Genomic DNA, 14752 nt, shown 5'->3' on the forward strand with positions numbered 1-14752 from the left:
CGCAGCGTGATAAATCTGATTTTTTTATTCCAGCGAATGAAAAAATTCGATATGTTGCAATTGGTGATTCAATTACAGAAGGATTTGATGGAACATTGTTAAGATCATATCCTGGTAAAAAAGAAGCAGATGGAAGCATCTCTGGTGTTTCATATCCTGCTTATTTAGCGAGACTTTTAAACCAGAATAATCGTGTAGATGACTTTGAAAACTTCGCTATTTCTGGTTCAAGATTACTAGATTGACTTCGTTTATTTAATATCCCTTATCAAAGTGGAATACCATATGAAAATAAGAATGAAATTACAATTTTTGGTAAGGATTGAAAAACATATGCACAAAAAGTTAAAGCAAAATTAAAGGATGCTAACTTAGTTACATTCTCACTTTCTGCTAATGATATGTTGTTTTTACTTTTCCAACAAGCATCCAAAGATGATGTTGTAAAAATTGTTAAAAAATACTTAGCAAAACAAGCAATTGCTGCTGATGTCGTAGCATTTTTTACCAAATTACTTAATGATGCATTAAGAGAAACACAAAAAAGATTATTAACTTTTGTTTCAAACCTTAGAACATTTGCCCCAAATGCAAACATCAATATTATTAGTTATCCAACCCCGATGTTTGGAATGGCCAATATTTTAAGGGATTATGTTAATAAATTATTAGGTGGTAATTTTGATATTTCACCATTTGATTTTCTTATTAACCACCTTAATAACGGACTTAAAGAGGCTGCAAAACGTGCTAATATAAACTTCATTCAAGCAGTTAATGCTGATTATTGAAATCATAATGTAACTAAGTTTACTACCTTATTCTTTGATATTCACCCTAATATCTTTGGTTACAAAAAAATCGCAATGGATATTTATCTTAAGATAACTAATCCATCATTAAATGTTAATGATTATAAAAACTATGATTTTTCACAACAATACTTAAACTTAGATGCTGATACTGCTAAATATGAAATTCAAGTAAAGGAATCGAATGCTAAAGTTCTTGGTTTTAACACTGATGCTTACTTAAAAACTCGCACTAAACAAGAACAAGAAGTAGCTTCCGAAAGAAAAGTTTCTAACTTTAGCACCAGAATCGGTGAGTTAACTAACGACTTACTTGAAGGTGCTAAAGATGCGTTTAACTTCTTAGCCACTAATTCTACTTATAAACAACTTGATCCAAACGGACTTTTAATTAACTTATTGAATCAAAAACTTAGCAGTGGAAAAAATGGTAAAGATTCAATTATTGATACTATTATTAATGCTAAAACAATTAAAAACATAATCTATAACACCGAATCTGCTCTTTCAGAACTGCGTGCAAAGGGACAATTAACTTTAGATAAAGTTGCTCCGGTATTTAAGGATGCAGTCTTCAATATTGAAAACCTTGCTTTATTAATTGCTTCGCTTTCACAAAGTGAACTAGTAACAGAACACAAAGATCAGCTCGCTGTTGCTTTAAAAACAATCTTAAAAAACTCTTTAAGTGTTTTCAAAGACAAGATTTCAGGATTTTTAAATTCTAAATTACAAGAAAATCTAAGTGATTTTAACTTCACAAAAGATGATTTAAATCAACTTTCGCAAGCATTTATTTCATCACAATACCTTAAAAACTTAATAGATTTATTAATCGATTCATTTATCTTAAATCCAAGTAAATTCACTGAAGTTAAAACCCTACCTGATATCATTCGGGCTTTATTTAGTGATGAAAATCAAAATCAACAAATTACAGCTAATGTAAATAATCTCCTTATTGAAGTTCTTTCAAATCCGAAACTTAAGAAAATTACTACTGAAATTATTTACAATTTCCTTAAGAAAGGACAAATTGATAAAAATATTACTTCTGAACAAGTTGAATCTGTTGTATCCGACTTTTTAGCCTTAATTACCAATGTAAACAGTGAATTTAAAGTCTTTGATGAAGTAACTTTATCAGTATTAAATCATCTTAAAACTGTAGGTGACATCAAACTTCCTGATTTATTTACGAATGCAATCAAAGAGGTTTATGATAAATTTACTACAACTGGAAACCCAACAATATTATTTAGCATAATCAAAAGAGTAGCTCAATCAGATTTATTCAAAAATCACAAGGACTTTGCTAAACAAGTAGTTAAAAATGCATTAGATGAAAATAATTTAGCACGAATTTCACAAGAAATTGTCAAAACTATTAACAAGCAGAAAGAGGTTTCTAAATACATTTCTTCTGATGCTGTAGCAAAATTAGTTCAACTGATCTTTAAGCAACCACAAATACATACTCTTTTAGATGCAAGTGTAGATGCAATAATCGATAATGTGGATATTTGAGATAATGCTAATAATTTCACTGATATAGTTACAGAAATTGTAAAACGTGTTCCTTATGATAGCAACAAAGATTCAATTAATGCTGTTTTAAATAACATTATTAATGATCCAGATTTTGCTAATGTTTTAATTGATGCGTTTTCAACATCAATACAAACTTTTGGATTAAATAGCAAAGATCCAAAAATTAGTCAATTTATTAACGATTTAATTACACACATCCTAAAATGAATCAATGATAACAAATTTACCCAAAACATAATTGATGTGATCGGAGAAAGTCTTTTAGAAATTAAAACATCAAACAATCCTTTTGATGAATTTGCAAAAATTCCATCAAAAGTCTTTGATGTAATCAAAGATAAATTTACCAGCTTACCAAGTGAAAAAATTCAAGAATTAATCTCTGCTCCTTGAATCTCACAGAATGCTGATGCTGCGGCAGCAATTATTAAAGTTATTTTTAATGAACTAAATAAACGTGGTATCTTTACTAAAAATATTGTTCCTGCTTTAAAAGATTTATTATCAAAGGATGCAGCAAAACCTTATCTAGATTCCAACGAAGTAACTCCATTATTAACATCATATTTACAAACTCAGCAAGGTATAAATTTCTTAGAAGATACAATTAAATTAATAATTTTAAATCCTAACCTTTTTGATAAATCAAATGGCCCTAGGGATATTACTAACATATTATTAAAGAGCACAGACTTTAAAAACATCCTAAATAAATACCTTGCACCACTTTTGATTCCACAGGCACAAGCAAAACATCTACCAAATACAGTTGCAAAACTTCTTCGCGAATTTGCTCGTAGATATAACTACAACATCTCAGATGAGTATCTTGATTTACTTCAATCACTTTATCCAAGTTTAGTAGATTTACTAAATCAGATGCAAAACTTTCCACAAGTTGCTAGTGCAGCAATCAAAGGACTTTCTGAATCAGAAAACGTTGATCAAATTGCTTGAAATATTTTTAGTGAAATTTCAAAAGTTATTAACTTTAAAGACTATGGATTTTGAAAGAAAGTTATTGAAACACCGTTTATTTCAGAACATAAAGATCAATTTAGAAAACTACTTATTTCTTTCTTTAATACTTTCAAAACACAAGATTTATCATATGTTTTAGATACATTCTTACCTGATACATTATTTAATTTAACCAAGGAACAACTAAAAGATCGTATAAATGCTTTATTAACCCATGATGAATTTGTATCAGTTTTAGACAGCACTATACAATATATTTTAGACAACACAAGCAAATTTACTAACTTCAACACATTCACAGATGCACTAAGAGATGTAGTTAAAAATTCTATTTTAGAGAAGTTATATAACGATTTTATTAAAAATCAAGCATGAGTTGATCAAATTCTTGATAAAGCATTAACCGATGAACAAAAACAAAGTTTAAGTAATTTAGGAGCTGATTTACACCTACTTAAAGAAGGTACAAAAGAAATAATTAATGATTCAAGTTTAAAAACTCAAATTTTTGCTGCTATTGATGATTTATTATCAAGACTTGATACCTTTAAAACTTTTACAAGTCGATCAGATTTGGTGCAAAAAATCTTTACTTCACAACCTTTCCAAGATGCAATTAAATCTATATTAACAAATATTTTTGCGAAATTATATACATCTAACAATTTCAAACAACTTTTGGCAAAAGTTTTAGTAAAACAAATTAATAAAACATCTTATGCATCGATATTCAAAAACATCGATGCATCAAAACAAGAAAAAGCAGCTGAATTATTAATCGATGCCTTCGGTATAACTGATAAAACTTTAAAACTTTCTCAAAGTTTTATCGATGGACTTGTAAAACTGTTATCAACCAACGGTACACAAATTGAATTAAGTGTATTATTTAACAAATGATTAGAGCAAGTTAAGGTATTTGCTTCTGATCCAAGTTATGAAGCAAAATTCATTCAATTGCTCAATAATATGCTTGCTCTACCACAACTTAAACAAGGTGATAACAAGGACATCTTTAGTAAACTCCTTGAAAATTGATTTGAACTTCTTATTAATCAAGTTGATTTTGGTGGAATCTTATGAAACACATTCGGAAGTTACCTAGAAACCTTTGTCAACAATAACCTTATCAACAAAGAACAATTCACTACAATTATTAATTCTGCTTTAAGAGTCGATGGACTAAAGACAGTCATTGTTAATATCGTCAAATACTTCATCGATCACAATGACACCTTTAAAGATGCTAAATCTGTTTTAGATGTTATTAAAAAATATCTAAATGAATCAAATAATGAAACTAGTTTTAAAGATGCTATTAAATCTGTATTAAAAACTGCTTTATCTTCAAACGATCTAAAAGTCGTAATCAAAGCAATTATCAATAATGTAATAACATACTTAAATATCCAAAAAACTGATCATATAACAACATTTATCGATGCAGTCGCTAATGATTTTGATGGATTATTTGATCGCACAGGTGTATTTGATAAAATATTATCAGCAGCAGTTGATTCAGTTAAAAATAGTAGTGATTTAGCAACCTTTGTAACCAATTTTACCAACAACATCAAAACTAATGTTAATTTCTTGCACTTTGATTTATTTAAGAAAGTTCTTAATGATAAAGTTATCAGCGAGCACAAAGATGGTGCTAAAGAGTTGTTCCATGCGATTGTAAGTAACTTATTAAATAACGAAGAAAAAACCAAAACATTTATTAAATCAATCAACATTTCTTCTTTCTTTATAAATCAAAGTGAACTCACTGGACCAGAATTTATCAATGATGCATTCGCTCTAGTACTTAAAGACTCTAATATCCGTGATTTAATCAATTTAATTCTTAGCGACTTTATCGATCGTGCAACTGAATATAATAATAACAGCGATTGATGAAGTGCATTAAATACCTTGTTTAAATCAAGTAAATCAGAACAATTTAAAACTAAATTCACTGAATGATTAAAGAGTGTACTTAAAAATCCTGACCCAAGACTTCCAAAAGGACTTGCACAATTATTAATCGCATCGCTTAAAAAAGCAGGTTTTGCTCTAAACGATGAAAGTGATTTAACTTTATTTACTACTGTTTTAACCAACTTAATGAAACAACTTGCTCAAAGAGATGAATTATCAAAAATGATTACACATATTTATGATAACATCAAGGCAATTGACTTTAGTAAGGATCATAATCCTAATAAAGTAAAACGTGCAATCATGGATGGTGCTTTATATATGATATTAACTGATGATAAAAAGAAGATATCATTAACCAAAATTGTTGCACAAAAAGACTTACTTAAAGCGCTTGTTGATTCAATCGGTGATGCTAACTATATAACCTTAGTAAACAGATTATTTGAATCATCTAGTCGTGAAAATAAAACAGGAATTTATAAGTTTATTGATAACTTTACTAAGGTTAAACCGGCACAACCTGCAAAACCACAAAATGTACAAGGTGCATCACCAAACTCAAGCAACCAACCAAGCAATGAGGATGTATCTAAAAATGATAATTCAGATGAATCATATGGTTTTGAAACAGGTGGAATATCTCAAATTCTACAAAATGCATCCGGTGTTTCAGATTTAGTTGCTGTGTTAACTGAACCAGCATTTAAAGAGATGATTAAAAAATCAGCAGATAATTCTTTTGACTATACAAATAATAACAAAAAGAATAATCCAGAATATAAATTCTTATTTAGACTTTCTGCGCTGATATTATGATGAATTCATGATGGTGCTGGTGTAACAGGAGCAACCTTCTGAAATAGTAGTAATTATGATGTTCAAGGTTACTGAAATGATGGTTTACGAAAAGCATTTAATGCTGCCACAACTAAGGATTCTAAATCTAGTTGAGACAAACTAACTAATGATAAAAAAGTTGCTATTGGAGCTACTTCAAAAACAAATCCAAGTATTTTTGATGATACTTATATTATTGGGACTAAATCTACTTCATTTTGAGGTACCAACAATAACTCTGCTACCAATTATGACAAGAACTTGCTAATCAACTACATTTTCTATAACAATCACGGTAATCAAAATGATAAATATATTAGCAGTAAAAAAATGAAGGATGTGTTGTTAGAAGCAATCGAAAAAGGATATTTAGGTTGACAAGGAACTGCTAAATAATCCGAAAGGAATATATGAAAGTTAAAAAATTATGATGATATCTTGGTTTTGGTAGCATAACAATTTCTTCTGTTGCTTTTGCTGTTGCTTGCACACAACAAGTTCAACAAAAACCAAAACCAAAACAAAATGATAACGATATCTTTAATCAACATGTTCTTCCACAAATAACCTTAGCAGATGTTGCACAAGATACTAAAAAATATACCAAAGATGATTTACAAAAAGCTCTTACAAACTTTTTAGCTGTGATTGCACCGGGATTTATAGTTTCTGATGCATCTAAAAATACTAATAATTTAAACAACAAAGAGACTTTAGATAAGTTAAATACTTTTGTAAAAGATATTATGAATCTAATCCCAACAGGTGGAGATTATAGCACTCTCACTAAGGTAATGCACTTTTATACAAAAGCATTACTTACACCAGGGTCAAAACATGTAATCCCACAAAACATTGTTTCGGTTCTTTTCCAAATTTATGCCGGAATTCAAAGTTTACAAGCGCAAGCTGCTGCTTTGCAGCGTCATAAATAAATAATAACAAGGATTGATATCCTTGTTTTCTTAATATTTTCAATAATTATGTATTTATAAGTAGCATTAAGATATAATTAAATTATGGATAAGAAATTGCTTGATTTATTTGCTGGTTGTGGTGGATTAACATATGGATTTGTAAAAAATGGTTTTGTGATTACAGACACCGTAGAATTTTGAAAACCTGCACTAGATACATATAATCTTAATTTTCACCAAGATGCTTATGTTAAAGACATTACAGATCCAAAAGTCTTAGAATATCTTAAGAATAACTATGCACATAACATCGATGTTATCATCGGTGGTTTTCCTTGTCAAGGATATTCAATGGCCGGTAAAAGAGATAAAGATGACAATCGCAATCAGCTTTATAAATATACCATAAAGGTAATTGAAGACATTCAACCAAGTCTTTTTGTCTTAGAAAATGTAAAAGGAATTCTTTCTTTTAAAGAACATGATGGAAATTTAGTAATAAATAAAATTATTGACAAATTACATAGCATTGGTTACTATGCAAAATATATCTTGCTTGATGCATCAAATTTTGGTGTTCCACAAAAGCGTCAGAGAGTGATTTTTATCGGTGCTAAACAACATCAAAAGGAAAAAGTTGATAAAGTAATTAAAATGCTTGAAAACACTTTTCTACCTATTAAAACCGTATATGATGCTATATCTGATTTAGAAAATGTTTCTGAGGATGTAAAATGAAATCATATTTTTTCAAAGCATTCACCTAAAATGTTTGAAAAAATTAAAAATACACAACCTGGTAAATCCCCGATGAAAAATTATTCCGATGCATTTAAAAGACAATTTTATGATAGACCGGCAACTACGGTAAAAGAAAATCATGGTGGAGTTCATTTGCATCCAAAACTACACCGGGTTATGACCCCTAGAGAACTTGCTAGATTACAAAGTTTTCCAGATGATTTTATTTTTACTTCTTCAAAAAGTAATATCTTAAAACAAATTGGCAATGCTGTTCCACCGAAATTATCCGAAGAAATTGCTAAAATTATAAATAAGGTATTTTATGAATAATTGAAATTTACTAAATAAATATAAATCTCTTTTGATAAGTCAGTTACATAATATATTTAAAATGTATAAATATTAAATACAAGTTAATGCAGAAGATTTAAATTTATTAGAATCTAAAAATAGTACTATTCGATCTTCAACAGCAATAGGATTTATCATAGAAGAATTTGTTTATCAAAAACTAAAGAATGTATTTTGTGATTTTGTTGTAAATATTTATCGCGAATCTAATACAACTACTCAAAGTTATGATTTTATCTTAGATTTTTTAGATGTTATGTTTTTAGTTAATATAAAAGTTGAAAATAATACAAGTAAAAATAATGCTGTTGCCTCTATAAATAAACTGTTATTAGATTATTATAAATTTATAAAGCAAGGTAAAAACTTCTTTTATCTTATTATAAAAATTAAATATAAAACCTTGAATGTTAAACCAGAAATATCATATTATGATAAAATAAAAATAGAAGATTTTTCAATATATGCACTTGAGGAATTTTCTTTTGACAACAAACACAAACAAGATCATCGTAACTGAAGCACAAATTTTAAAGCAGAATCTGGGAGATTAATTATTGATTCAGAATTTTTCAAAAACAATAAACTTAATCTAACTGATTCGATTTCTAATCAAAAGACTTTTGCATCTTTACAAAAGATATTTGAAAGACTTAAACAATAACATTTCATCACAAAAAAATTTTTTATTTTTTCTTTGTAAAAGTCCTATTATGTTATAATAACTTAGGTCTCAAATGGAACAGTACTCAAGAGGCTGAAGAGGCGGTCCTGCTAAGACTGTAGGGGAGGCAACTCCCGCGGAGGTTCAAATCCTCTCTGTTCCGCCATTTTTTTAATATTTAAATTCAAATTTTCATACCTTTTTTAAGCAAGTTGGTTTCTTAAATGAAATCATTCTTAAATTTGTTTTAAATCCTTAAACAAATTTTTAATTTTTAATAATTTAAAGACACCTTTTAACCTTAGGTGTCTTTCTTTATAAATTCAGCTAACCAAGCAACATCATTGCTCTGTAGATGCATATGAACCTTATTTTTGACTATTTCAAATGAATTAGCTGTAGTTGCTGAATATCTTACAACTTCAAACATTGATATATCATTTTCAGCATCGCCGAACACCATTGTTTTATTTGCATCTAAATTATATTTATCCAGCAACCATTTTAGTGCATTACATTTGGTTGCAAATTTGGATGTGATATCAAAAAATTGTTTTTGTGATACTACACCAGTAATATTTGCTTTATTTTTAAGGTATTCTTTTAGTTCAATAAACATCTCTTCATCGTTTTGTCTTCTTACAACTAAGAATTTAAAATATTGTCAATTATATTGTTTTAAATCCACTTTTGCTTCTATATATCTACCTTTTTTAACTCTGCTAGGATAATTTTTCTTTATATAAAAATCACTTAAGTGAGTATTGTATGCAACCATTTTATCTTTAGTATAGAACAAAAAATCAAAATTTAATTCAATTAATTTATCATATAAATCAAATGCATCTTCTTTTAAGATATCAAATGATTTAACCAGTTTATCATTTTTTAAATCATATATCATCGAACCATTTGCTAAAATTAGTGGAAACTGAGTTGGTATATGATGGATAAATGATTGAATGGTAAACTTGGGTCTTCCGGTTGCTATGATAATATTTTTATTTTTGCTTTCTATGTATTTTAATGCATTCAATTGTGCATCTAAAAGTTTAAAATCGGATGTCAATAATGTCCCATCTAAATCAAAAACAAAGGTATCAATATTATTTAAATTAAAATTAATTTTCATAACTTTCAAATCATATATATTTTCCTTATTTAACTGTATTCTATGTATTTTAGTTAAAATTTCATTATTTGCATTAAACAAACATATTACTTTATTTATATAATTAAACTTAGCAAAATCCTCGCATTGTATTTGGATTTTGCTAAGTTTATTTTCAGATATTGAACTTAAATCCTTAAAATAAAATCTTAGTTGCATTAGCTAAATAACTCCGAAATGTTATCAATATCTTCTTGTGATAAGTCTGTTTTTGCTTTTAATTCCAATGTTATTTCATTTGATCTAGCTAAATTGTCTCTTAATTTATTTTTACGATTTGATAAGTTTAAAAAAGATTGAATTGAAATTAAGAATGTTGATATCGAAGAAATAAATGAAATAGCAACAAACATAGCCATTGTTTCATTTGGATAACTATTTCAACGAATTGAATATAGGTTTAATACCACAACTGATGCAGATACTGCTATTGATAAAATACTTAAAAGTATGAATATTGTTCTTCAAAGAACATACTTTTTTTGCACATAATTTTTCATCATATGCATTTTTGGGATAACTGCTATTGAATTATAAACTTGTTTGATCTTGCTCATTTTTTCTTCCTTTTTGATAATCTTGAATGTCTAATAATGCTGTTGATTTATATCTTTCAGTTTCTAAAATATGTAATGCTCTTTTGTATAAAATAAATTTATTGGTGTCATTATTATGTGTATATAAATACAATTTTGATTTATAAAATACATATTCCATTTCAAGTTGCTTAACTTTCTTTTTATAAAAGATAAACTTACTATTAACGACAAATAAAGACAAAATACCTGATATTAATGATAAAACCGAGTTAATAATGGTAGTTAATAAAATATAGTTCGATGAATTATTAATGAAGTCGTTTTTATATGGATTGACATTGTTTAAAAAGTGTGGATTATTCCCTGCTAAAAACAATATCGCGATGATACTAATATAAAAGGCTGTGATAATAGTGGTAAGGTTTAAAATGTAATAAAAAACTCCATAGACATACATTTTGATTTTTGCATTTTTGATAATTTTCCCATACATTTTTCTTGGTGTTAAATCGCGTTTTGATTGCATTATTTTATCCCTCTTTGAAACTCTGCTTTAAGAATTTTACCTATACCAACTTTCTTTTTCTTAGTTGCTTTTTCTCAAAGTTTATCAATAATCACTTCTAAATCAGCCTTTGAAATTTGGTTGCTATGATACTTTAAATCAAGGTATTTTAAAGTATTAACAATTTTTTTATACTTAGCAGAACGATCAAAATATTTATAAATAATCAAGGTTAATGTCAAAATAAATGAGAAAATTATAAATACAACTAGCACCATTAACAAAATATAAGATGTTGATTCAAAAACTTTTTTATCTTCGTTTCCTTTATGGACCAGCACCACTAAAGCATAAATAGCAACTGAAATAGATGCAATACTAAGTAGTGAAATAATCGATGACAACAGTGAATCAACAATCGAATAAATGCGCAATGATCGCTTATCTATATCATATTTTTGTTTAAGTTTTTCTAAAATTAAATTCATATTATTATATTTTATAATAAAAAGTGTATGTAATTAATAAATTATTTTATAATTTATGTATGAAAAAATGAGCTATATTTAGTGACGTTGATGGGACTATATATCCCTTTCCAAGTAAAGAATTAACAAAAGAAAATGTTTCAAAAATTCATGAAGTTGTTGAAAAAGGAATCCCTTTTATCATTAATACCGGTAATGGACCATATCCGAAAATTCAAAATTTAGCTGAAAAAGTACACTCTCGATATATCATTTGTTCGAATGGTGCGTTAATTTTTGATAATCAAACAAAAGAAATTTTGCATATTGAATATCTTCCACAAGAAGAAGCAAAAAAAGTTTGAGAACTAGCAGATGAACTAGGATTAGGGCTATATTATTTTGGTACACATAAATATTATTTAAAAGGTGCTGATGATCGTTTCCGTAAATTCATTAGTGATTTTTGTGAATATACCGACTGAATCGAAACAGGTGAAATACCATCTGATTTACATAAAATTGAGTCTTATGGACCATTAGAACTTGTTGATAAATTTTGTGAACTTGCAGAGCAAAGAGGTATCAATTTAAATATTGTCAACCTTAAATCACATATTGAAATAACAAAAGCAGGTGTATCAAAAGGTAGTGGTATTAAGTGGGTTTGTGATAATCTTTTAAATGCATCCGTTGATGATGTAATGGCTATTGGTGATAGTCAAAATGATATTTCTATGTTCAAAACAGCAGGATATACATATGCAATGGAAAACACCGATTCATATTCAAGAACTTTTGCTAAATATTTTACATCCACAGTAGAACAAAACGGTTTAGCAGAAGCAATTGATGATTACTTATATCGTAGTGATTTTGAATTAAAACGTGCTATTTCACAGGGTTTGAAGAAAAACAAATAACCTCTTTGAGGTTTTTTAATAAAATGTATATAAATAAGTAATTTTTAGATATGTAAAACAATTTATAAAGGATATTATGAATAAAAAAATTAAGTTAGGACAATTTTTTACCCCAAAAGCTGTTGTTGATATAGCTTGAAAAATGATTAAAAGAAATAAAGTTGAATTTGATTTTGTTGCTGATACATCTGGTGGAAATGGCGATTTCATCACAGATGAAGTTGCAGACAAATTTATTTATGTTGACATCGACAAATACTATTATGATTATGTTAAAGATAACTATAAAATTCTTAAGACATTAAATAAAAATTCATTGAATGATTTGAAAAGAAGTGATATATGTACAAATGATAAAAAATTATTAATTGTAGGGAATCCACCATATAACAACTGAACATCTTTTTATATGAAAAACCAAAAAGGAAGTATGCTAATAAATGATACATTTAAAGCACGAGATATGGGAATTTCTTTTTTAAAGATGTTTAACCATTTGGATGCTGAATATATTTGTGTTTTGCATCCGTTGTCTTATTTGATTAAAAAATCTAATTTTAATCAACTAGGTCAATTTAAAAATAATTATGTTCTTACAGATGGGATAATAATTTCATCAAATTTGTTCAATGATACATCCAAAAATACACAATTTCCTATTATAATAGCTCTTTATAAAAAAGATTCAAAAGGGATGAGTTTCGATGAGATAAAAACCTTTACTTTTTCGGTTCATAACTCAAATTATAAATTCTGTCTAAATCAGTTTTTATATATAGAAGATGTGCATACAAAATATAAAGACAAGTCAATTACAGGTAATTATGCTCATTTTAGCACTCTAAGAGATATGAATCAGTTAGTAATTAATAAAGGGTTTTTAGAGCAAGAAAATGCTCAATCTATTAGAGTTAAAGGACGAACTGCCTTAAAAATCTTCAAATATCTACAAATATTAAAATCTTGATATTCTAAAAATAAAAATGAGTTTTACTTTTTAGGTAATTTTTCACCAATTGTTAATAAGGAAATATGAAAAAACATAGATACTAAGAGTGAACAAAGCATCTACCAAGAAATAGATTTGTTTTTTAAAAAAGAACTATCAGAAAATAATTCTATTTTATCAATATATACCGATAAATTAATTTGAAATTTCACCAATATATCACCTTCTGGAAAATATAGATTTAAAAAGAGAGAGAAACATTTTGAACAAGGTGAAATAAAACCTTCTGCATCACAAGTAATTACTGATAAAGATTTTTTAGAAATACAAATAGGATATGATAAAAAAGTAGAAGACTTTTACAGCAAACCTTCTCTTTATAAACTTGCTTTTAAAAATAACAAGGATGAAGATAAATATATTTTTGAATTATCTGATATATTTTATTGAGGGTTGAATAAAGGATTTATCGATTTAGAATTTTTGACAAATTTATTAAATAAAGTCGAACCAATTAAAACATACATTGAGGATGAATATAAAATAACAAGAAAACAAAGGGTTGAAAATCCTAAAATCATTTTGCCTATTAGTTTTCAAACCGTTGATGTAATAAAACCTAGTTTTATTAGTGAATACATTGATAATGACTTCATAGAAATTAAAATTGATTATAAACAGAAAGCAATTGGAACACAAGCAATGTTGTTTTTAAATTTATCAGCAAAAAATTTTGTAATAAACAATGAACCAATTATAGGTAAAACCATATCCAAAACTTCTGTTATTAATTATGTCATAGATAGAAAAAGATATACAGACTTATTTATACACATTATTTTGCTTTTTGCTAATTTATCAAAAGAACATAACACAGATATTATAAGAATATTAAGTTCTGTGTTAAAATATAAACAAAATGAACTTTATGAAAATGTAGCATCATAAGAAAGTAATAAAAACTCTAAGAGTAAAAACAAAACCCGCAAAGTGGGTTTTTGAAAATAATTAATCACTTTTTATTGTTTTTCTTTTTCTATATTTCTTAGTATCTCATCAATTCTTGCTCCTTTTTCAGAAACATCATCAATAAAGAATCTAACTGCAGGAACCTTTCGTCAGTCCAAAGATTTTGCTAACATCTTACGAACATAACCAGCAGCATTATTTAATGCAATAAGTCCTTTTTTTGTATTAGATTCAAAATTTACATACACCTTTAAATCTGATAAATCAGATGATAATCTCACATCCATTACAGTTGGATTAATAATATTTACATTACTTATATTATGTTCAAGAATATCAGCTATCAATTGATGCACTTGCGATTCTTTTCGTTTTAAATTAATTTCATTCATAACATAATTATATAATTTATCTTATATTTAGTGAATAAAAGTTGCTGAAATATA

11 protein-coding genes and 1 tRNA gene are annotated in these 14752 nt (G+C 27.3%); 7 read left to right on the forward strand and 5 right to left on the reverse strand.

The genetic code is table 4. The features are described 5' to 3' along the window. The first annotated feature begins 59 nt into the window (after nt 1–59). The 5 genes from ACXYRO_RS00840 (at nt 60) to ACXYRO_RS00860 (ending at nt 8949) form a co-directional block, all read left to right on the forward strand. Nucleotides 60–6503 carry an SGNH/GDSL hydrolase family protein gene (locus ACXYRO_RS00840; RefSeq protein WP_458614090.1) on the forward strand — a complete coding sequence of 2148 codons (6444 nt, stop codon included), beginning with the start codon at nt 60–62 and terminating at the stop codon, nt 6501–6503. A gap of 14 nt (nt 6504–6517) precedes the next feature. Next, complete coding sequence (locus ACXYRO_RS00845; RefSeq protein WP_458614032.1) at nt 6518–7042, forward strand: hypothetical protein; 525 nt, start codon at nt 6518–6520, stop codon at nt 7040–7042. Nucleotides 7043–7126: 84 nt separating this feature from the next. Next, nucleotides 7127–8098, forward strand: a complete 972-nt coding sequence (locus ACXYRO_RS00850) for a DNA cytosine methyltransferase (RefSeq protein WP_458614033.1) — start codon at nt 7127–7129, stop codon at nt 8096–8098. Nucleotides 8099–8174: 76 nt separating this feature from the next. Next, nucleotides 8175–8783 (forward strand): UpaP162 family type II restriction enzyme, encoded by a 609-nt coding sequence (locus ACXYRO_RS00855; protein WP_458597979.1) that lies wholly within the window; start codon nt 8175–8177, stop codon nt 8781–8783. Nucleotides 8784–8858: 75 nt separating this feature from the next. Next, nucleotides 8859–8949: transfer RNA gene (locus ACXYRO_RS00860), tRNA-Ser, on the forward strand. A gap of 135 nt (nt 8950–9084) precedes the next feature. Here the strand turns inward: ACXYRO_RS00860 and ACXYRO_RS00865 are convergent. Genes ACXYRO_RS00865 through ACXYRO_RS00880 form a run of 4 tightly spaced genes read right to left on the reverse strand, consistent with a single transcriptional unit; the run spans nt 9085 to nt 11486 of the window. Continuing rightward, nucleotides 9085–10113, reverse strand: coding sequence for an HAD family hydrolase (locus tag ACXYRO_RS00865; protein WP_458614034.1), 1029 nt, complete (start codon nt 10111–10113; stop codon nt 9085–9087). Next, nucleotides 10113–10511, reverse strand: a complete 399-nt coding sequence (locus ACXYRO_RS00870) for a hypothetical protein (RefSeq protein ID WP_435129829.1) — start codon at nt 10509–10511, stop codon at nt 10113–10115. Before ACXYRO_RS00870 ends, ACXYRO_RS00865 begins: the two co-directional genes overlap by 1 nt. Continuing rightward, nucleotides 10486–11019, reverse strand: a complete 534-nt coding sequence (locus ACXYRO_RS00875) for a hypothetical protein (protein WP_435129832.1) — start codon at nt 11017–11019, stop codon at nt 10486–10488. The genes ACXYRO_RS00870 and ACXYRO_RS00875 overlap by 26 nt, the downstream gene beginning before the upstream one ends. After that, nucleotides 11019–11486, reverse strand: coding sequence for a hypothetical protein (locus ACXYRO_RS00880; protein WP_435129835.1), 468 nt, complete (start codon nt 11484–11486; stop codon nt 11019–11021). The genes ACXYRO_RS00875 and ACXYRO_RS00880 overlap by 1 nt, the downstream gene beginning before the upstream one ends. A 59-nt stretch (nt 11487–11545) precedes the next feature. Here ACXYRO_RS00880 and ACXYRO_RS00885 point away from each other — a divergent pair, with 59 nt between their 5' ends. Together ACXYRO_RS00885 and ACXYRO_RS00890 are read left to right on the forward strand one after the other, a co-directional pair. Next, a complete protein-coding gene (locus tag ACXYRO_RS00885; protein ID WP_435129838.1) occupies nt 11546–12388 on the forward strand; it encodes a Cof-type HAD-IIB family hydrolase in 843 nt (280 codons plus the stop codon). 76 nt (nt 12389–12464) lie between these two features. Next, entirely contained in the window at nt 12465–14285 is a 1821-nt protein-coding gene (locus tag ACXYRO_RS00890) for a R.Pab1 family restriction endonuclease (RefSeq protein WP_458614035.1), read from the forward strand. A gap of 71 nt (nt 14286–14356) precedes the next feature. Here the strand turns inward: ACXYRO_RS00890 and rbfA are convergent, their stop codons facing one another. After that, nucleotides 14357–14698 (reverse strand): 30S ribosome-binding factor RbfA, encoded by a 342-nt coding sequence (gene rbfA / locus ACXYRO_RS00895; RefSeq protein ID WP_458614036.1) that lies wholly within the window; start codon nt 14696–14698, stop codon nt 14357–14359. Between the last annotated feature and the right edge of the window lie 54 nt (nt 14699–14752).

Source organism: Mycoplasma sp. 4013, from assembly GCF_054353875.1.